The 20,127-nt window shown below is 49.5% G+C and carries 18 protein-coding genes; 9 read left to right on the plus strand and 9 right to left on the minus strand.

Translation table 11 applies throughout. From position 1 onward, the window contains the following. Window positions 1-9 precede the first annotated feature (9 nt). The 4 genes from R2103_RS12585 to R2103_RS12600 all read left to right on the plus strand — a co-directional run bounded on the left by R2103_RS12585 (window position 10) and on the right by R2103_RS12600 (window position 4,632). A complete protein-coding gene (locus tag R2103_RS12585) occupies window positions 10-585 on the plus strand; it encodes a YfiR family protein (RefSeq protein WP_317531733.1) in 576 nt (191 codons plus the stop codon). A 316-nt stretch (window positions 586-901) separates the two neighbouring features. After that, a complete protein-coding gene (locus R2103_RS12590) occupies window positions 902-2,998 on the plus strand; it encodes a TonB-dependent receptor plug domain-containing protein (protein ID WP_317531734.1) in 2,097 nt (698 codons plus the stop codon). 13 nt (window positions 2,999-3,011) lie between these two features. Further along, window positions 3,012-3,587 (plus strand): YfiR family protein, encoded by a 576-nt coding sequence (locus tag R2103_RS12595; protein ID WP_317531735.1) that lies wholly within the window; start codon window positions 3,012-3,014, stop codon window positions 3,585-3,587. A 178-nt stretch (window positions 3,588-3,765) separates the two neighbouring features. Next, a complete protein-coding gene (locus tag R2103_RS12600; RefSeq protein ID WP_317531736.1) occupies window positions 3,766-4,632 on the plus strand; it encodes a hypothetical protein in 867 nt (288 codons plus the stop codon). A gap of 40 nt (window positions 4,633-4,672) precedes the next feature. Here R2103_RS12600 and R2103_RS12605 read toward each other — a convergent pair whose 3' ends face one another. The 5 genes from R2103_RS12605 to R2103_RS12625 form a co-directional block, all read right to left on the minus strand. Next, complete coding sequence (locus tag R2103_RS12605; protein ID WP_317531737.1) at window positions 4,673-6,325, minus strand: tetratricopeptide repeat protein; 1,653 nt, start codon at window positions 6,323-6,325, stop codon at window positions 4,673-4,675. A gap of 26 nt (window positions 6,326-6,351) precedes the next feature. After that, window positions 6,352-7,077 carry a HAMP domain-containing sensor histidine kinase gene (locus tag R2103_RS12610; RefSeq protein ID WP_317531738.1) on the minus strand — a complete coding sequence of 242 codons (726 nt, stop codon included), beginning with the start codon at window positions 7,075-7,077 and terminating at the stop codon, window positions 6,352-6,354. 97 nt (window positions 7,078-7,174) lie between these two features. Beyond that, window positions 7,175-7,954 (minus strand): DUF2063 domain-containing protein, encoded by a 780-nt coding sequence (locus R2103_RS12615; protein ID WP_317531739.1) that lies wholly within the window; start codon window positions 7,952-7,954, stop codon window positions 7,175-7,177. Continuing rightward, the gene (locus R2103_RS12620) at window positions 7,932-8,789 is read right to left on the minus strand and encodes a DUF692 domain-containing protein (protein ID WP_317531740.1); all 858 of its coding nucleotides are present in this window, start codon (window positions 8,787-8,789) and stop codon (window positions 7,932-7,934) included. Before R2103_RS12620 ends, R2103_RS12615 begins: the two co-directional genes overlap by 23 nt. A 12-nt stretch (window positions 8,790-8,801) precedes the next feature. Then, on the minus strand, window positions 8,802-9,140 hold the full coding sequence (locus R2103_RS12625) for a hypothetical protein (protein WP_132424138.1): 339 nt from the start codon (window positions 9,138-9,140) through the stop codon (window positions 8,802-8,804). 186 nt (window positions 9,141-9,326) lie between these two features. On the opposite strand from R2103_RS12625, the gene R2103_RS12630 reads away from it, so the two are divergent. From R2103_RS12630 to R2103_RS12650, 5 genes are all read left to right on the plus strand, one after another. After that, on the plus strand, window positions 9,327-10,046 hold the full coding sequence (locus R2103_RS12630) for a hypothetical protein (protein WP_317531741.1): 720 nt from the start codon (window positions 9,327-9,329) through the stop codon (window positions 10,044-10,046). A gap of 151 nt (window positions 10,047-10,197) precedes the next feature. Beyond that, window positions 10,198-11,736 carry a murein biosynthesis integral membrane protein MurJ gene (gene murJ, locus R2103_RS12635; RefSeq protein ID WP_317531742.1) on the plus strand — a complete coding sequence of 513 codons (1,539 nt, stop codon included), beginning with the start codon at window positions 10,198-10,200 and terminating at the stop codon, window positions 11,734-11,736. 382 nt (window positions 11,737-12,118) lie between these two features. Next, entirely contained in the window at window positions 12,119-12,913 is a 795-nt protein-coding gene (locus tag R2103_RS12640) for a Crp/Fnr family transcriptional regulator (RefSeq protein ID WP_317531743.1), read from the plus strand. A 404-nt stretch (window positions 12,914-13,317) separates the two neighbouring features. Beyond that, complete coding sequence (locus tag R2103_RS12645; RefSeq protein WP_317531744.1) at window positions 13,318-13,602, plus strand: hypothetical protein; 285 nt, start codon at window positions 13,318-13,320, stop codon at window positions 13,600-13,602. 118 nt (window positions 13,603-13,720) lie between these two features. Continuing rightward, complete coding sequence (locus R2103_RS12650; protein WP_132424123.1) at window positions 13,721-13,888, plus strand: DUF1328 domain-containing protein; 168 nt, start codon at window positions 13,721-13,723, stop codon at window positions 13,886-13,888. A gap of 333 nt (window positions 13,889-14,221) precedes the next feature. On the opposite strand, the gene R2103_RS12655 is transcribed toward R2103_RS12650, so the two are convergent. From R2103_RS12655 to R2103_RS12670, 4 genes are all read right to left on the minus strand, one after another. Then, complete coding sequence (locus tag R2103_RS12655) at window positions 14,222-15,199, minus strand: NAD-dependent epimerase/dehydratase family protein (protein WP_317532097.1); 978 nt, start codon at window positions 15,197-15,199, stop codon at window positions 14,222-14,224. Between the two features lie 5 nt (window positions 15,200-15,204). Further along, on the minus strand, window positions 15,205-16,227 hold the full coding sequence (locus R2103_RS12660) for a ketopantoate reductase family protein (RefSeq protein WP_317531745.1): 1,023 nt from the start codon (window positions 16,225-16,227) through the stop codon (window positions 15,205-15,207). A 405-nt stretch (window positions 16,228-16,632) separates the two neighbouring features. Further along, entirely contained in the window at window positions 16,633-17,196 is a 564-nt protein-coding gene (locus R2103_RS12665) for a PAS domain-containing protein (RefSeq protein ID WP_317531746.1), read from the minus strand. Beyond that, window positions 17,193-20,114, minus strand: a complete 2,922-nt coding sequence (locus R2103_RS12670) for a chemotaxis protein CheB (RefSeq protein WP_317531747.1) — start codon at window positions 20,112-20,114, stop codon at window positions 17,193-17,195. The genes R2103_RS12665 and R2103_RS12670 overlap by 4 nt, the downstream gene beginning before the upstream one ends. Between the last annotated feature and the right edge of the window lie 13 nt (window positions 20,115-20,127).

Here is a 20,127-nt window from a genome sequence, read left to right on the forward strand (position 1 = left end):
ACAATGAATATGCCCACACTTAACCAGCTCATCAGACGCTCAGGCACCATCGTAAAACGATGTGTCTACGGCTTCATTTTGGCCCTAGGGTTAGTTTATGGTCTGCCGGTTAAGCACTCAATTGCTCAAACGGGCGGTATCACCGAATATCAGGTCAAAGCGGCTTTTATCTATAACTTTGTCGCATTCACGCAATGGCCGGACACTACCGGACCAACCATCCATCTTTGTGTCTACGGCGAAGACTATTTTGGCAGTGAAATCGATAAACTACAGAGCAAACCGGTGGATAAGCGCAATATCAAGATCATGCGCATCGCCAATCCGGAAAAATTGGTGGATTGCCAGGTGGTATTTTTCTCCAAATCGGCCGGCAGCTCGCTATCCAGCTTATTGAGCAACTTACCGGCGCAACCTATCCTGACCTTGGCCGACAGCCCCAATGCCATGGCGCAAGGGGTGATCATCAACATGAATCTGGTCAATGAAAAAATTGTATTTGAAATCAATCTGGAAATTGCACGCAAATCCGGATTGGATATCAGTTCAAAATTACTGCAACTTGCTGTCAAAGTGTATCAATAACTCCCGCCACCCGATTGCCGAGGTCATCCCCGAACGGCCACGGTGATTATCCCTTCACGAAAGCTCCTGCTTTCTGCAAGAAATAGTCCTTTTTTATCAGCCAATTCCTGCCTTAGCGCTAACCCGTAAAATGCGAAAATTTCATCCAAAAATTAGCCGGTGAAGCCGTCGCAGTCATTTCAAGCAATTGCGCTGCCACATCCGATCTAACCAGCACCGCTCGGGAGTGTGCTGAAACTTGTTCAGCTCAACCCTGGAAATCGGTTTGCAGTATCCACATCAGCGCAAAGAGACCGTTGTAAATGAAAACATACCTATGAAGATATTTTGTCCATTTACGCAATTGCATTCCATTCACCGGCAACCCAAAAAGCAGCATGGAAAAACCCTGATGCTGCGGCTTGCAAGCTTGTTTCTGCTTGGATACCTTGCGAATCCGGCGATGGCAGAGAACAAACCGGTCAACAATCAGTTTCTGAATCTAAGCATTGAAGAATTGATGAACGTCAAGGTAACCACGGTCTCGAGAAATCCGCAACGGCTTACCCAAGTGGCATCCGCAGTTTTTGTCATTACCCAGGACGACATCCGCCGATCTGGTGCAACCAGTATTCCCGATGCGCTGCGCATGGCGCCCGGCGTGCAAGTCGAGCGCGTCGGCACCGATAAATGGGCCATCAGCGTACGCGGTTTTAACGGTCTTTATGCCAACAAGCTGCAAGTGCTGATGGACGGCCGCAGCGTCTATTCACCGATTTTCTCCGGCGTATTATGGGAACAGCAAGATACGCTGATGGAGGATATCGAACGCATCGAGGTGATCCGCGGGCCTGCCGCCACATCGTGGGGATCCAATGCAGTCAACGGCGTCATCAATATTATCACCAAGAAAGCCGCCGATACCCAGGGCGCGCTCTTTACCGCCGGTGGAGGAAGTTTCGAAAACGGTTTCGCAGGCGCCCGCTATGGCGGCATGATCAATGAAGACACCCCTTTCCGTGTCTATGCCAAAGGATTCAGCCGAGGCCAGACCCAATCGCTTTCCGGGGAAAGCGCCAACGATCGATGGCATTCGGCTAGGGGTGGATTCCGCCTCGACCATAACCGTGGCATTGATCAATTTACCTTGCAAAGCGATTTCTTTTCCAATTTTGATGGCGGCACGCTAGATAAAAGCGCTTCCAACCTATCGGCCAACCGCTCCGGTGATATGCGCGGACATAACGAAGGCGGCAATATCCGCTTTCGCTGGGACCGGACATTCTCCGAGCAATCCGCTTTTATGTTGCAAGCCTACTACGACCGCAGCCGGTCGCAATTATTGCCGATCGGGAAATTCGATGCCGAAAGCTTCGATGTGGACATGCAATACCGGTTCCCTTTGTTCGAGCGGCATAATCTGACATGGGGCGCTAATTACCGGCTGTATCACAACAAAGTTCCCGATACCAATCTACTCACGCTTACTCCACGCGAACAAACGAATCATTTAATTGGCACATTTATCCGCGATGACATCACGCTGATACCGGATCGCTTGTTGTTTACTGTCGGCAGCCGGTTTGAGCATAACGATTTTACCGGTATGGAGATACAGCCCAACGCGCGCCTGATGTGGACGCCCAACACGGAGAACTCGATCTGGCTGGCGGTATCGCGCGCGGTCAGGACGCCTTCCCGCGCTGAAAATGACGCCATCATCAATATCACACCGCAATTACAGAACTCTATCGGATCGCCTCTTTTGCCGCTTCCTATCACCGCATTATTAAACGGTAGCAGTGGCTTCAATTCCGAGAAACTGATCGCGTACGAACTGGGATACCGTTATCAGTTTTCACCCCAGGCTTCCATCGACATGACAGGCTTTATCAACGATTACAGTCAAATGCGGGATTCAGCTTTGGGCGCTTTATCGCTGAGCAGCGGATCTCCGAGACAGCTTATTCTGCCTTTCACAATCAGCAATCAAGGATCCGCGCTCACCTATGGTTTTGAGACCTCGCTGGATTGGAAACCCAAAGATAACTGGCGCTTGCAAAGCAGCTATAGTTTTCTCCATATCGACTTCTCCTCGAAAAATTTCCTCTCGAAATCCGATCCTTCCGGTGGAGGGGCAGAGAAAGTAACGCCGCAACATCAATTATCGGTTCGTTCCAACCACGACTTGTCCGAACGGCTGCAATTCAACCTTTGGCTGCGCTATATCAGCAATATCGGGTTTTATCATATCCCGGGCTACGTCACGATGGATGCCAAGCTGGTATACAAACCGGCAAAAAATACCGAGCTATTCGTCGTGGGACAAAATTTATTCAGTCAAAACCATAGAGAATCGGTATCCGAGTTCATTCCCATTGTTCCCGTGTTCATTCCACGGGGTGTTTATGCAGGCGTGCAGTGGCGCTTTTAATGAGAACGTGAGCATGCACTTTTTGCATCGACTATTGCGGCTGCCGGATAGCCGCTTGAAGCGCGGCATCCGGGCCTGCCTGTTCGCTTTATTTATCGGCTATGGCTTGCCTGCCGCGCACTTGCCGGTCTACGCGGGCGGCGTTTTGGAATACCAAGTCAAGGCTGCTTTCATTTACAACTTTATCGCATTCACGCAATGGCCCGATACCACCGGTCCCACGATCAATCTGTGTGTATACGGGGAAGATTTCTTTGGCAGTGAAATCGATAAACTACAAAACAAGTCTGTCGATAAGCGTCATATCAACATCGCACGTATCGGCAATCCCGAGAAATTAACGGATTGTCAGGTAATTTTCTTCTCCAAATCGGTGAGCGGCAGCCTGTCGAGCTTTTTGAGCGACTTACCGGCGCGACCTATCCTAACCCTGGCCGATAGCCCCAATGCCATATCCCACGGGATAATGATCAATATGAATCTGGTTAATGAAAAAATCATATTCGAGATTAATTTAGGAATTGTCCGCCAATCGGGACTGGATATCAGCTCAAAACTGCTTCAGCTGGCAACCAAAGTGCACCAGTAAGCGCTATCGGCACTATCTTACTTGCCATGCTCAGAAATGCTCGCTTTTTCCCGGTCAAATCCTTCTTTAGATCGAATACTTGAAATGTACAATATTTCTTATCCTTTCCATTGATGATCAAGAAGAAAGTCCATCGCGGATACTTATCCATACCATCCAATTTACCGGAGATTTAACTATGAAACGGCTCATTCTATCGGCTTGCACATTTGTCATGATCGCTCACATTCAGCTTGCTTTCGCTACCTTATCCAGCGACACGGAAAAATTGCTCAATTGGGCTGAAAAAACCTTCCCGCAATTCTTCCCCAGCCCTCAAGCCACACAAAATATCGAACCTTGGTTATTCCGCTATTATCCGGAGACTGGCGTGTATGCGGGTGTCAATAAAAGTGACAATGCTGTTTATGTGCTTGGCGGACCTTGGGGAAACACTCCGGCAGTGATCGATACACTCGCTAACCTGATCACCCAGGTTGACAGTTCCGGCGGTAACGGCGGCATCGCGGGTTGTGATACGACTGATGCGCTTTCCGGCGTATCGTACAGTCAAAGCGGCAATGTCGTAACAGTGACAACCAACGGTCAATGCGTCACCGCCCCGGACATCTCTAAAACCAATCTCTGCCAAGTACCTCAGCAAACAGCGGCGAGCGGTGTTTCCATGCTCGGCAGCAATACCATAACCGAATCCCGCATTGAAGGTTTGTCGACCAGTATTCCGGGATTACCCAATCCGTTTCAAGCCATTGTAGATGCCGCGGCCAATGTTAAACACTGCACGATAAATGCACCGGCTGCAACTACCAATTTGGTTGTGAACTCCGATCTGTGTCTCGATATTACAGCGCCCATCAGCGAAACCCTGGCAGGTCTGCCAATCACAGGCATCGTAGTTTCTCCGCCAGTGAAATATTACACAAAAGGAACCTATACCAGCCAAACTGTCAGTGATTGCTTTGCTACCGACGCCACTACCATCAGCGACGCATTTACAGGAGAAGTCTGGGTGAAACAAAGCGGTAGTTTCGTCAAGATTCAATAACAGGAGGGGATTAAAGCTGGCGCGAAACCATCCGCGCGAATCATCTCAAAGTTGTGAGCTCGTTGAGTGCAGCCGACAAACGAACAAAACGAGGTTCTCCAGGCGACAATTCATTGGCCGCTTGGAGACTATGCCGTGCTTCTTCAACCAATTCCGGGGCCGGGCCTTTTTTCTGCATATAGGTAATGATCACATACGCCAGATTGAGCAGCACGCGTATGTTTCCGGGCATCGCGCTATAGGCATCGCGCATCGCGCTCACAGCTTCTTCATACTGCCCTTTACTGATCAGCAATACCCCACGATTCATAATCAGCATGGCTTCTTGGCGCGAAGTTTCAATCAACCGGCTGCCTTCTTCGCCCATACCGGCCCGGTCAAATATTTCTGCCACATCGCGCAGTAGAGTAGCGCTTTCAGGATTATTCTTGATTTCACTTTGCAGTAACTGAATAGCTTTCTCTTTATCGCCGGTCGTCAAGAGCAAACGGGCAATTTCCAAAGCTCCGTCAGAATCCGGATGTATGCTGTCATTGCTGATCGACTGACCCAGCTCCTCGGCGATCTGTTTCGCCTTTTCGGTATTTCCACTTTGATGATGAATCAGCCCTTCAACCGCCAATGCTTTCGTGCGCACCTCGCCTGCCGCAAAATTCTTATTGAGCTGCCCCAGCACTTTCAATGCTTGTTCGGGGTTTTTATTGGCACTGCATGCCTTGGCAAGACCCAAATAGGCATCCGCTGTGCGCAACACGGAATTTTCTCCGAGCGACACACTCTTGCGAAATGCACGTTCGGCGTCTTCCAGTTTACCGAGTTTCATCGCAACCTGACCGAGGTTTCTCTGCCGTGTAACTGAATTCGGCGATAGCTTCACTGTACGTTCAAGCACATTCCCGGCTTCTTCCAGATCACCCATCGCTTGCAAGGTATGCGCCAGCAGATCTTGCGCCTCAAGATAAGCCGGATTGGCTTCCGTGGTTTCTTCCAGCAAATGCTTGGCCGCATCCAAATCATTTTTCTTTAGCAATATTTTGGCCAATGCCGCTTTGGCCCAGGGAAGATCGCGTACAGCGAGAATATCTTCCAGTACTTGTTTGGCACGATCATACTCACCGCTGACCAGCAACAAATCACATTTGGTGCGAAGCAAGTCAGCTGCATGAGCCTTATCCGAAGCCAAGCGCTGATCGCACAAAAACATGGCTTTAGAATAATCTTGCTGTTTTATGGCCTTGTATATTTCCGCAAATGCCTCTTTTTTTGTCCAAATTTTGGCTAACCGTGAACGCAAGCTCGCTTCCGTGACCGGTTTCAGCAAATAGGCATCCGGCTGATATTCCGCAGTCCCTGTAACCGCTTCCATGGTTTTTTCCGCAGTGATCATGAGCCAAAGACAAGAAGGCCCGACCAGCGATTGATATTTTGCTTCTTCAAGCACTTGTTGGCCATTCTTTCCGGAACCCAGAATAAGATCGCAGAGCACAATGTCAAATGGCACCTTTTTCAACCAGGCGATCGCTTCATTGCCATTGGTTGCCATATGTATCTTCTTCATTTCAGCGCCGCAACTACTGAGCATATCGCGCAAAATACTGCGCATCTCCATGTAATCATCGACGATCAATACATTTTTCCCGGAAAAATTTAATTCAGTGACAGGCGATGAGATGTCTAGCGGATTAATATGCATGATTCAAAAATTAGAATGAATGGCTGTTACGGCAGATGGAGTACGAAGCAGGCGCCTTGCAGCGAACCGCCGTTTTCCAGGCAAAGATCGCCTTGCGCGCCTTGATTACGATGCATTCGTGCCACCATGGCGGAAAAATAAAGCCCCAGACCTGTACTACCGCCATGGAAATCGACGCTCTGCATGACATTGCCATTTCCTTCCAATAACTCAGGCGGATAGCCATCGCCATCATCTTCAACCCGCAGCATTAATCCACCCTCGCCTGCTTCGGCACTGATCAGAATATGATCATGGGTATGGCGCATGGCGTTATTTAGAGCATTACCGATGACACCGCTAATGAGATCTTCGTCAAAATACCAGTACAGTCCGGAATCTACCCGGACCTCCAGGTGAATCTGGCGAAATTTGAGCAACTGCGCATATTGCGCTACGGTCGTACGCAAAAAGTCATCCAGGCAAACGGATTGCGGATCAAAGGGATATATTTTCTGACCCAGCTTATAGAGTGTCAGTAATTGAATCAGGCGGTTATTGATGCGTTTTGCTTCATGATTCATTTGCACCAATTCGGCATGCGTGGAAAGTTCGGTCGCCTCAACCGATGTCAGCACCTTATCCAGACCGCAAATGAGCATGCTGACTGAGTTTTTCATGTCGTGCACGGAAGAAACCAGAAAGTTTGCCATATTGAAAACAACCGGAGTGTTGGTTGTATTCGTCTGCTTCTTATTCGATATTCCTATCATGTGATTCCCCGCATAGCATGCGTTTTCGATTCGTTATCAATGGGGAATCTAACGGCAAATCACTTTAAACCTGTAGTGTTGAAGCGCAATCAGCAAGTTAGGAATAGGTTCCTAGAATCACATGGCATTTTCTTAAGTTTTGCAATATTTCGATGCCTCCCTGAATCACGGCATCGGGTTGAGGATGATTCAGCTCTGCGGCAACTTGTTGCAGCGCCGTCCGTCCCGGCACAGGATCATCGCCGGAAAGCAATTGCAGCAGCCGCGCAGTTACCGGATTGATTTCGATAAAACGCACGTCAAAATCCGTGTCACGATAGACAATCAAATGGGTTGGCTTGCCATCAGCTTCCTTGGGTTGAAAAGCCGGACTGATTTTATGAACAGGAAAGCAATAGCTCAATGGCCAAGCTAACGGCGAAATCACCGGAACACCATCGAGCAGATCGCCGTACACATCGATTTCCGTCGCATTGATTTTTTCATCCAGCAGCGAAAGCGCTAATTCAACCCACTCATAATGCGCCAGCTCCAGCATAAAAGGCGGATCATCCGGTTGCGGCTCGCGTTCATGCTCCAAATATTTCAGGAACTCGCGCGGCATTTCCGGGAACAGCGGCGTATGCGAGAGATGATGGGCGAAATAGTCGCGGATCATGGCATGCCAGCGGTCATCCGGCAACACCCGGCGCAACACCGGAAACGTGTTGGCGATAAAATCCTCCACGTTGTTATAAAACAATTCGCGGTAGATTTTCATGCGCCGGTCTTCGACCCCTTCCGGGCAAGGATTTCTCTGCGGATCGCGGATATGCGCCGCAAAAGCATACTGTTGCCGCACAAAACCGGGACGATCAGCCGTGTTGTGCGTGCTCACCGGTTTGATCCTGCCATTTGGATTGCAGCGCGTGAATGATTTCCACTTCTTGCAGCAGCTCCACTAGCGGCGGAAGATTGAAATCGCGCTCCAGCAAGGTCGGAATAACGCCAAAATGCTGATATGTTTTTTCGAGTAATTGCCAGACCGGATCGATCACATCCGCGCCATGCGTATCCACGATCAGATCTTCGGCTTCCCGGTAGTGTCCGGCAACGTGCACATAGCGAATGCGCGCTGCGGGCAGTTGTTGTAGAAATGTCTCGGCATCGTAGCGATGGTTGATACTGTTCACATAAATATTATTCACGTCCAGCAGCAAATCGCAATCGGCTTCCTGCAATACCGCAGTGAGAAAATCAATCTCTTCCATCGCTTTTCCCGGCGCGGCATAGTACGAAACGTTCTCGATGGCGATGCGTTGTTCCAGAATATCCTGTACCCGCCGGATACGATCCGCCACATAGCGCACGGCTTCGCCGGTAAACGGAACCGGCAGCAGATCGTATAAATGTCCGTCGTCACTGCAATAACTCAGATGCTCACTGTAATAGCGGATGCGGTGTTCGCGCAGAAAACGTTTCAATCGTTGCAGAAAAGCTTGGTCCAGTGGCGCCGGTCCGCCGATTGAAAGCGATAGTCCATGACAAATAAACGGAAACCTTTCGGTCAGCTCGCGAAACGTCTTGCCGTAACGCCCGCCGACATTGATCCAATTTTCCGGAGCCACTTCCCAGAAATCGACCGGCTGGGCGGTTTGATCTGCCAGCGAACTGAGCATCGCGCGCCGCAGACCCAAACCGGCGCCATGAACAGGATAATGCTGGCTGCTCATGGGTGTTGCGGATTACTTCTTAGAACCGCATTTACCTTCACCGCATTTACCCTCTTGCTCGGCTTTCTTACCGCCGCATTTACCTTCCATGTTCTGTTTCATTTCTTCTTTTTTAGCGCCACACTTGCCCTCGCCACACTTACCTTCCATATTCTGCTTGGTTTCCTTGCCGCCGTCTTGCGCCGGTTTATTCGCGCCGCTGGCATCGGCCAGTTGCATGTAGCCGCCGGATAACTCATTCATCGCAAATGGGTTGGCAACGGTGTCAGCCGAGAGATTGCTGGCCGCCAGACTGGTGACTAATGCAGTACCTATTGCCAGTGAAACGGGTTTCATCGATTTTTTCGACATTGATTATTTTCTCCATAAAAATTGATCGTAACTGCAAACGCCAATGATAACGCCAAACCGGCGCGAAGTCGCCCGTTTCTGTACGCTCAACCTGACCTATCTTACTTTTGTTGCCTGCGCCTCTCTGATAAACTCAGCGCTTCGAAAAATATTATAAAAATATGCCAGTTAACTAAGGAGCTCCGAATGTTTGACAAACCCAACCAGCTTGTTTTTTACATCAATGCCGCGATCTTTGTCTTTGGTGTATTGGTTGCACTGCTGACGAAATTCATCGTGATTGCACTGATCGTTGCAGTCTGCGCCGCGTTGCTAATTTACGAGCAAATCCGGCAAAACAAATTCGCATTTTCCATCGCGGATTTAAGAAAAGTATTGACCGTGCACGATACTTGCGGAAAAAAAGCGACCTTGACACAGACACAAATGACCACCGCTTGTCATACCGATAATTCAGAATACTGGTTTAAAAATATCCGCTCGGCCGGCAGCATCAGTAATTTCCGGGTTAACGGCAACAGTCCAGCCGAGCAAAAGCATGAAAACGGAAGCTACCAAGTCTGTATAAAATTCCCGCCAGAATTGAAAGTCATTAACGGTTCCGACTTAACCCTCACGTATCAATGCGAAGGTGCGTTCACGCAGAACGAAGGCATACTCTCCCATGTCGTTGACGATGACACGCAGCGATTACGCATGGTCGTTGAATTACCGGGAGGGCGCGCCATCTCGACCGCCCGTTTTTTCAGCATCCATGACGGCAAAGAAGAAGCGCTGCTACCACCCGTCATCATCGGACAAACCATTGAAGCGGATATCAAAAACCCAAAACGGGGAGTGGAATACTGCCTGCAGTGGAATTGGGAAGAAGAAGGCTTGATCAAAAAAGTAAGCTGCATGTTCTAAGCGGCCATCAAACTGTCATCCTGCCCATTTACAGCAACAGGATTGAATCAGCAGAACGATTGCCTAAATTTCCCAACCGGGCGACTGGATTGAAAAATCCGGTTTGCCCGGCTTCTCACCGCCGCCTTGATAGCTCAAACATCGCACACCATTGAATCTTCTTAAAGCACTCGCTGCGGTCAGCAGCATGACTTTCATCTCGCGCATTCTCGGTTTTGTGCGCGATATCATCATCGCGCGGATTTTTGGCGCGGGCATGGAAACGGATGCTTTCTTTGTCGCATTCCGCATTCCGAACCTGCTGCGGCGGATTTTCGGAGAGGGAGCCTTTTCGCAAGCATTCGTTCCCATTCTCGCCGAATACAAAAACAATCGCACGGCTGAAGAAACGCACGATTTCATCGATCACATCACGATGATCCTGGGCATCACGCTGTTCGTGGTCACTGTTATCGGTATTATCGCTGCGCCGCTGATTATTTATGTCAGCGCACCGGGATTCTCCGCCGATCAGGACAAATTCAATTTGACCGTGACGCTGCTGCAAATCACATTCCCCTACATATTGTTTATTGCGTTGGTCGCTTTGGCGGGAAGCATACTCAACACATTCGGGAAATTTAACATCCCCGCGCTGACCCCCGCATTATTAAACCTATCCTTTATTGCTTGCGCGCTATGGCTTACCCCTTTGATTGATCCGCCCATTCTGGCACTGGCTTGGGCGGTTTTTATCGGCGGCATATTGCAACTGGCTTTTCAGATTCCTTTCCTCTTACGGCTCAAATTAATGCCGCGGATCCGTTTTAAAAATCCGGACACCGGCGCCTGGCGCGTGCTCAAATTGATGGGACCCGCTATTTTCGGTGTATCGGTGAGTCAAATCAGTCTGCTGATCAACACCATTTTTGCTTCATTGCTGGTAACCGGCAGCGTATCGTGGCTTTATTATGCCGACAGGCTCATGGAGTTTCCCGCGGGCCTGCTCGGCGTCGCGCTGGGCACCATTCTGCTGCCATCGCTAGCACGGCATTACACCAGCAACAGCCGGGAAGAATACTCCCGTCTGCTGGATTGGGGATTACGCATGACCATCTTGTTGACCTTACCGGCAGCGCTGGCGTTTGCATTGCTGGCCACCCCCCTAATCACCACACTCTTTCATCATGGCGCATTCACGGATCATGATGTCTGGATGACACGCGAAGCCCTGATCGCCTACAGCGTAGGATTGCTCGGATTAATCCTGGTGAAAGTGCTCGCACCGGCATTCTACGCGCGCCAGAACATCAAAACTCCGGTAAAAATCGCCATCATCACGTTAACTGCAACGCAACTGATGAACCTCGCCTTCATCGGCACACTCCAGCATGCCGGACTGGCGCTGGCCATCGGCTTGGGCGCATGCCTCAATGCCGGATTGCTGTTTTACCAATTGCGCAAGCAGGAAATCTTCCAACCGCAACCCGGCTGGCTCATCTTCTGTGTAAAAATTTTGCTGGCATTGGCGGCAATGGGCGTTGTGTTATGGTTTGCAGCAGGAAGCGATGCCTCGTGGCTGACCGACTCGACACTGACACGTGCCGGGCGGTTAAGCTGGGTAGTCGCAGCCGGTGCAAGCAGCTATTTTGCCGCACTCTGGCTGCTCGGATTCCGCCTGAAAGACTTCACCCAGCGGCAGACGTTGTAATTCGTCCGGCGGATATAGCCAGCGAAATAGGGAATGCCAAGCTCTAGACGATTGAGCAATTCTTACTGATAGGATCACTTAGCTCAATACGAGAATTTGCCTGTTCATACAAGAAATATGCTATCCGATCCTTGCTTATCAGTTAGGTCTGATACTTGGATGATCATAATCGGTTACATAAAAATCGGAATTTTCTTACCCCATTAGTGATTGTTAACCGGAAATATTGATGTTTTAATGCCGGTAGTACCCAACTAAGCTCATCATAGAAGTTCATTACACCAAGTTTAATTGAGCAGCCGGCATTACTCTTCAATACACAATCAGCACTAACATATTGATACCTTAAATATATGTGCAGATCCTGATGGGAGGATGAATCATGCTTCGAAACCATTGCAGTCCCCAATATAACCATCTCCTCAATTCACTAACACCAGAGGAATACGAGCGTATTTCTCCTTATCTGGAATTAGTTGAAATGCCATTGGGCAATGTGCTTTATGAATCCGGCGAGAAACTGCATTATGTCTATTTCCCAATTGACTGCATCATATCGCTGCTGTATGTGATGGAGAATGGCTCATCAGCAGAGATTGCTGTGGTCGGCTTTGAAGGGGCCATCGGCATCGCTCACTTCATGGGCGGAAAAACCATGCCTAATCGTGCGGTGGTGCAAAGTGCAGGGTATTCCTACCGGATACGGCCCAATCATTTTATGCAGGAATTTGACCGGCATGGTGCGATGCTTCATATCATGCTGAAATATACGCAGGCGATCATCACTCAAATGGCACAAACGGCCGTTTGCAACCGCCATCATTCGGTCGATCAACAGCTTTGCCGCTGGTTGTTGCTCAGCCTGGATCGTCTGTCTACCAATGAGCTGGTCATGACTCAGGAATTGATCGCCAATATGCTGGGCGTGCGCCGCGAGGGCGTCACAGAAGCTGCTGGAAAATTGCAACAGGCAGGATTGATTCAATACAGTCGAGGCCATATCACCGTGCTAGACCGGCAAGGACTGGAGGAGCGGGTCTGCGAATGTTACCAAGTGGTTAAAAAGGAATTCGAGCGCCTATTGCCAGCAACCAAACGGCAGGGAGCACCGTTAGCTGGTATTTCCTTGGCGCGTCACCTTGAAATTCGCGCAGCAAACAGACATTCTGTTTCTTAGAAAATTGAGGAACGCTCAGCAGACAGTCAGGCTGGTCATCACACTGCGATCCATCGATACGATTCATTGCCCATGTAGTTGATTGTATTCATCATGCTGTCTCGGTTGATGGTGAAGCAGCTCATCTGAGCAATCGCATTAAAATCGCCAGTACGCTCCATTTATTTATTACTGCATAAGCGCTGTGCAGTTCTTCATGCGCTACAGCATGAGCCTATTTTCCTATTGAAGATTACATATCTTCATACGATTTATCCCAACCGACCGTCGATATTCACTCAATTACGCCCAATGTGCGGTCACGTACAGAACAGCACGCGCATAAGGAGGATTATTGTGATGCTAAGTCCAATCTTGGGAAATGCCAGAGCTTAGCATCCGATTTAATCACAAGGAGTCTTATCATGATTCAAGTTAAAAAAACCTCAATAATCACTTTGGTTATCAGCGCCGCTTTTTTGTTAACCAGTACCGCCGCCCTTGCCGAATACACTCAGACACAGAATAAAATTGATGACAAGCAGGATTCAGGCAAGCAATCACAATCCAACGCGGATTCTAAAAAGAAAAGCGATGAAGACAAAAGCGGAAAAAGTGCTTCCGATAAAAAAACTGACAGTAAAACCAGCAAACCTGCCGAAGTGGACAAAAAAATCCCTGCGGGAACAGAAAAAAAAGGAAATTACTAATTTTGAGGTGATTCCCAATAACCGAGCCGGTTTTGGGCACAACTTCACGAAGATAAACCTCCGGATAATTGATTCGGAAGTTTATTGGACTAAATATTAAAGTATAAGGAGAAAACACATGATTAGCTGGGCAGTTACATTCCTCATCATTGCGATTATTGCAGGTGTTCTGGGTTTTTCAGGTATTGCGGGTACGGCAACCCAAATAGCCTGGATTGCATTTGTGGTCGGCATTATTATGGCCATCTTTTTCTTTTTAACGGGAAGAGGATCGCCTCCATCCTGAAGCAGGCATTCAGGTAGCGTTTCGTGTGAGGCTATGGGTTGGCTTTGCGATGCATGAATATCTGCAACATGAACCTTGGTCAATGTCAGATCCCCCCTTGACTTTCTCCCGGGTTATGCAGATTTCTTAACAAAGCCAATACCAGAGCCTGACTTCCCATTTTACCCGGGAAGTTTTAGGATCATCCATTCATCGCAACTGTTTTAAATGCAATTTCAGTCCCAATGACCATTATGCATTGCACTCACCCTGGCAATCCGGCGTACCGGCAAGTGACATTACGCTGCGCTGCTGAGCTCTAATGTATCTAATTGGCAAAATTGCATACAAATATTAGAGCCAGCCCTGCAATCGATACCAGGCGATGGCATCTCGCGCAGCCTCACGTATCGGACGAGGATGCAATCCGAGTTCCTTTGCGCTGGCGGTAGAATCAAAAAACATATGACGGCGGGTCAGGCGCACCCCGGTTAGGGTGGCCATCGGAATTGTTCCACTGACATGATCCGCCCACTTTTCACTGAACCACGCCACCAGCAAGGCCAGTGCATAAGGAACTTTCCAGCGCGGCAGAGGTTGTTTCGTTTCTTCGCTCAAAATACTTAACCAGTCCGAAAGCCGGATATTTTCCGCGCCCAGTAGATAGCGAATCCCTGGTCTCCCTTTCTTCATGGCCAGGATCATGCCTGTCGCCACATCTCTCGCATCGATCAGATTGAAATTGCATTCCAAGTAACCCGGCAGTTCACCTCGGCAAAAAGCCAGCGATAAGCGAGTGGGCGGTGTCTGTAAGCGGTCTCCCGGGCCTATGGGCAACGTAGGACTGACGACGATAATGGGAGCGCCTTCTTCCCTGACCAGACGAAAAACCTCTTTCTCCGCATGAAACTTGCTAAGGCAATAAGGTCCCACCATATCACTGGCCTTGAGGCGAAGTTTCTCAACGAAGCGCTCCTCCACATTATGCGACGACAGGATGCTCTCCGTACTGGTATACAGGATTCGTTTAGCCCCGCTGTCAAGCGCGGCGCGCATGACATGGACAGTGCCGAGATGGTTTATCTTGTCAAATTCCCTGCGGTCACGGCACCAAAGATTAGGATCGGCAGCGAGATGATAAACATAATCGCAATTACGCGTGGCCTTACGGATGGAGGGCTCATCACGAATGTCAGCACTGACCAGCTCAATTCGATCCAGCGGCAGATGACTGACGGAGGCTCCCGGACGCTCCAATACGCGAACGGACTCATTCGCATCCAGTAATTGTGTCACCAGATGCGAACCCAGGAAGCCAGCGCCGCCTGTCACCAAAATCAAGATAGAACTCCCGCTGGCAACTGCGCAGCCAAATCCCGCAAATGCTGATATTGAGGCTTCAGACCTTCAGAGGTTATCTTTTCCATGCGCGCAAACGTCGCGCGATTCAAAGCACAAGGAAACTCTCCGGCAAGCCGGATAAGATGACCGGTGTAGGCGTCGATTTCTGTGCGCGCATTTTCGGCGTGAATATCCGGAGCCATTGAGCAATACGTCCCGCGTAACGATGGACGGAAAAACATCGCCATGAGTGCCGGTAACCAAGGCGTGCGCAGGATCATTGACACCGTATCGGGATGAAACGGTCCGATACGCGCCAGAGGAATTTTTGCCTGTTGCAGAATGGCGTAATTTTCAAGCAGCAAGGCAAAGAAGAGCTTCTTTGCCAGCACGTCGGTCAATAATTCCCCGTTATCCACGCCAGCCATCGCCGCCAGCGGCGAGATGGCAGCGTTGTACATCAGCTTGGTTGCTTTATAAGGCCGGATATCCGGAACAAGTTCGACGGGAAATAATATGTTTTTGCCCAGCGCCATTGCCAGTGACGTTATTTCAACCTGCTCACCGGCAGTGGTCGACCGGCGCGCTCCGATATGCAGTTTTCCGGGTCGCGTGATTCGGGTGATGGGGCGATCGCGTTCGCATTCCGATACAAAAGAAGCAATGCCTTCGCACGCATGTCCGCGCCGCTCCAATTCCGGATCAAAGCCATTCTGAATCGGCACTAGGAAGGCATCGTCCGGCAAACGGGAAAGTATCGCGGGATTATCATACGTTTTAGTGCACAGCAGAATAAAGCCTTCATCCGGCGGCACCCAGTCAGCAAAATCCACGATGGGTATCCAACGGGTTTTCAGTCCAACCACCGATATACCCTTCTTTCTACCTTCTGCGACTTTACCGGGATGATTGTCAATCAGGATCACGGAATATCCGTCACGAGCCAGAGCCCATCCAAGTGCTGTGCCAATACCGCCTATGCCTAAGATATGAATCGGTTTGTTGAGAAATTGAGGCATGATAGAGACCCGTAAAATTGATCGCGCTAAGCAGCCTATGCGGACGCACCGGAATGAATCCACACCCAAAAACATAGGCGGATTCAAGCACTCGCTACAGCTAATGATGTTAATTACTTAGGCCAAGGGTGCATTGTATAAACCCCCATGAACAGCGTATGTGCGGTGACGTACATACGGTATATTTGATTGCAAGATAGGCGGGTGCCACACCCATGCGCTACTCAGGGTGGACTATCAATAACAGCAAGTAGGAGGCAAAGCGGCGTGCGCTTCATGCATATTCAATGAAGCGATTCATTGTGATTACAGATGAAATCAAGCTGTCTTGCAGCTACGGCAATTCAATCCATCGTCAGGGATTGGATAAGCACACAGTGCGCTGGAAATACAGCGATTACCTGCTCAATCCGGTTTTTTTTGTTGCGTGATATCGGTCAGAGCAACTCGCAGCACCGGGGGTTCATCTACTTTCACTTTGCGCAGGCAGTCGAGATGGCCATCAAACTTCGATCCATTGGTACGCACCATCTCCAGACGAAATTTTTGTGGCTCAGAATACTCATGCTCCATCATATTCATGAACTGACGATGCCAATGATCTCTATCGCTGTCGGCGACAAATGCCGAGAAACGATGATTGATCAGTTTTGCGCGCTCGGCAGCCAACAACACAGCGCCCGTCAGATTAATTGTGTTAATCAAGCCGTTCCGGTTGATAGTGATGTAGCTGATCGGAGCAAACTCATAGAAATCCACATAGCGATCGCGCGCTTCTTCCATTGCGGCATGCGCTCTTCGCAACTCTTCATTTTGCGTTTCCAGCTCAACTTTATGCACCAAAAGCTCGTGCACCAGTATTTCGGTAGGATTGGCTGCATTAGCACTTCCCGAGAAACTTTCCACCATAGCCTCGGCCTCTGCTCTCAACAGTTCGCGCCGTTCAATACCATCCCACTTTTTTTTCATGCGCTAGTTTCCTTTATTTCACTGAAAGGCGGTTGATCGCCGGCACTTTCAATCATCAATAGAATCAACGATAATTCACTGGATTTTCCGACAATGCGGCGGGCATTCAAGCGTATCTTTTGGTGCCCGATCACAGGAAAATCATGTTCTACTATAAATCCCTCAAAGGCCTGATCACGCGGCAAAATAATCTCCAGCAGTTCCCGCAAGGCTGGGATATTCCATTGACCGTTACCCAAATCGTAAATCTTCCGCTCAATTGTATCAGCAGCGGTTACTTGGAAATACTGAAAAAAAACACGATTGGCCGAAATAACCTTTAACCCCCCATCCATGACTAATAGCGGCTTATCGATAGTATCGACGACGCTCTCCGCCAGATCACGCGTCAATCGCATATCCGTCTCTGCTTGGACGCGCTTGCTGATATCGGTGAACGTCAGCACAACGCCATCTATCACATTATCCAAGGTACGATAGGGTTGAATACGCACGAGATACCAGATCCCGTTATCGGTTTGCACCTCCTGTTCGAACGGTATCAGCGTTTCCAGCACGGTATGCGCTTGCGTCAACAGTGCTTCACCGGCGATATTGGATTTAATATCGCTCAAAGGCCGCCCCACGTCGGTAGGTACCAGCCGGTAAATCATGGTCGCATCACGCGTAAATCGTCGAATAATCAACTTTTCGTCAAGGAATACCGTGCCAATATGCGTATTATCAAGCAAATTCTTCATGTCATTCTGCATGCCAGCCAGCTGCTCAATTTTGGCTTGCAGTTCAGAATTGACAGTGATCAGCTCTTCATTGACCGATTGCAGCTCCTCTTTGGAAGTTTCCAGTTCTTCATTGGTTGACTGCAATTCCTCATTGGTCGATTGCATTTCCTCATTGGTCGACTTGAGTTCTTCGTTAGAGGCCTGCTGTTCCTCCAAGGTGGCTTGGTAGTTTTCTTTCAGGTAGGCAAGATCACGCTCTAATTCTTCGATGCGCCCCAGCTCTGCCGGCTTAGCACCCCGTTTGGATCGCGGCTTCACGTTTTTTGGACTAGCGGTCTCTTGGAAGCTCACCAACAGAAGGCTCTGATGGCTATCATAGCTCGCAAGCGATCGGACACTCAGCTCAACCGTTGTGACACCATCATTCGTTTTGATCTGCACGGCCTTGTTCAGGGTTGGCGTGCCTTCATTGGCTGCTGCGCGAATGGCCGCACGCAGCTCCAGTTCCAATCCCTCACGAGCCATCTCAATGACATTCAGGCTGGCCTGCCCTGGCGCCGGACGCAAATATTTGCCGGTCTCGCCATGTACATAAAGGATATCACCATTGAGGTCGGTCACTACCGAAGCCGGTGAAAAACATTGCAGCAGCACGCGGCGGGTGAGTTCAGCAAAATTGGTTTCCTTCGGTTTCATCATGATTTCCTCAGGTGCTTTTCCAGCCACTCCTGTAGTCCAGGTTAAAACGTTCGTCATCACGGCACGAGAAGAAGCGATCGAATGGATAGCCCGGTAGAATTTCCATTTGCGATTGATGGGAGAGAACAGCTCGGTATGATTGCCAATGCTTTCCGAGGGTGAAAGAAACAGAACGCCGCCGGGCCTGAGCGCGTAATGGAAGGTTGGAATTAATTGGTTCTGTAATTCCGATCCGAGATAAATCAGCAGATTGCGGCAACTGAGCAGATCGAGTTTGGTGAAAGGAGGATCTTTCAGTACATTCTGAATGGCGAATACCACCATTTCGCGGATTTCCTTCTTTATCCGATAGCCAGTATCATCTTTGGTAAAGAAGCGGCGCAATCGTTCCGGGGTAATCTCCTGAGTGATATTGGATGGATAGATACCGGCACGAGCGATAGCGATAGCCTCATCATCCAGATCCGTGCTGTAGATTTGCACTTTGAATTCACGATGATTTTCCTCCTTCCATTCTTTCAGCAATATCGCGATAGAGTAGGCTTCCTCGCCGGTAGCGCAGCCTGCAACCCAGGCGCGGAATGTGGATTGTTCCGATTTGTCTTTGCATAACGCCGGCAGAATCTCTTCCCGCAGCACGCCAAACGCATCCGTATCGCGAAAAAAACTGGTGACATTGATCAGCAGTTCTTTGAATAAGGCGGTTACTTCCGCGGGATTTTCTTTGAGAAACCGGGCATACACATCCGTATCCGCAATCGCATGATGCAACATGCGCCGTTCAATTCTACGGGTGATGGTGCTTTTTTTGTAGAGTGAGAAATCGTGACCGGTTTTGGCGCGCAATTGCATCAAGATACTACTCATTCTACTGGCCCTTTTAGGGTCATGGAGCGTTTGATCATGCTCATTCAACGGACGGACACCCAATTGCAGCGCTTCCGGCATTTTGTCGACCGGTAGCACATGCGTGGCACAACCTGCCTGAATGGCGCTGGATGGCATACCGTTATATTTGGCGGTAGTTGGTTCCTGCACCAGCGTCACGCCGCCTGCACCGAGAATGGCGCGTAACCCCCGCGTGCCGTCAGATCCGGTGCCGGATAGAATGATCCCGATAGCATTTTCACGCTGATCTTCAGCCAAGGATTGCAGAAAAGCATCGATGGGCAGACGCTGTCCACGCGGCTCATCAGGCAAGCTCAATTGCAATTTTCTGTGAAAGATCGTCATATCGCGATTAGGCGGAATGACATAAACGTGATTGGGTTCAACTAATATTTCATCTGAAGCTTCGGTCACCGGCATGGCCGTAACACGCTGGAGAATTTCAGTAAGCAGACTGGTATGGCTGGGATCAAGATGCTGCACCAGCACAAAAGCCATACCACTGCTGGCGGGAACATAGCGGAAGAATTGTTCCAAGGCTTCCAAACCACCGGCTGAAGCCCCAATGCCCACAATAGGAAAAGCAACTGCTGTGTTTTCAGAGGTCATGAAAGCAACACTG

The organism is Nitrosomonas sp. Is24, from assembly GCF_033063335.1.
GTDB lineage: Bacteria > Pseudomonadota > Gammaproteobacteria > Burkholderiales > Nitrosomonadaceae > Nitrosomonas.

Bases quoted from the DNA above. Each gene is read 5' to 3' on its own strand.
- R2103_RS12585 (WP_317531733.1), top strand. From the start codon at position 10: ATGCCCACACTTAACCAGCTCATCAGACGCTCAGGCACCATCGTAAAA.
- R2103_RS12590 (WP_317531734.1), top strand. From the start codon at position 902: ATGAAGATATTTTGTCCATTTACGCAATTGCATTCCATTCACCGGCAA.
- R2103_RS12595 (WP_317531735.1), top strand. From the start codon at position 3,012: ATGCACTTTTTGCATCGACTATTGCGGCTGCCGGATAGCCGCTTGAAG.
- R2103_RS12600 (WP_317531736.1), top strand. From the start codon at position 3,766: ATGAAACGGCTCATTCTATCGGCTTGCACATTTGTCATGATCGCTCAC.
- R2103_RS12605 (WP_317531737.1), bottom strand. From the start codon at position 6,325: ATGCATATTAATCCGCTAGACATCTCATCGCCTGTCACTGAATTAAAT.
- R2103_RS12610 (WP_317531738.1), bottom strand. From the start codon at position 7,077: ATGATAGGAATATCGAATAAGAAGCAGACGAATACAACCAACACTCCG.
- R2103_RS12620 (WP_317531740.1), bottom strand. From the start codon at position 8,789: ATGAGCAGCCAGCATTATCCTGTTCATGGCGCCGGTTTGGGTCTGCGG.
- R2103_RS12625 (WP_132424138.1), bottom strand. From the start codon at position 9,140: ATGTCGAAAAAATCGATGAAACCCGTTTCACTGGCAATAGGTACTGCA.
- R2103_RS12630 (WP_317531741.1), top strand. From the start codon at position 9,327: ATGTTTGACAAACCCAACCAGCTTGTTTTTTACATCAATGCCGCGATC.
- R2103_RS12640 (WP_317531743.1), top strand. From the start codon at position 12,119: ATGCTTCGAAACCATTGCAGTCCCCAATATAACCATCTCCTCAATTCA.
- R2103_RS12645 (WP_317531744.1), top strand. From the start codon at position 13,318: ATGATTCAAGTTAAAAAAACCTCAATAATCACTTTGGTTATCAGCGCC.
- R2103_RS12650 (WP_132424123.1), top strand. From the start codon at position 13,721: ATGATTAGCTGGGCAGTTACATTCCTCATCATTGCGATTATTGCAGGT.
- R2103_RS12660 (WP_317531745.1), bottom strand. From the start codon at position 16,227: ATGCCTCAATTTCTCAACAAACCGATTCATATCTTAGGCATAGGCGGT.
- R2103_RS12665 (WP_317531746.1), bottom strand. From the start codon at position 17,196: ATGAAAAAAAAGTGGGATGGTATTGAACGGCGCGAACTGTTGAGAGCA.
- R2103_RS12670 (WP_317531747.1), bottom strand. From the start codon at position 20,114: ATGACCTCTGAAAACACAGCAGTTGCTTTTCCTATTGTGGGCATTGGG.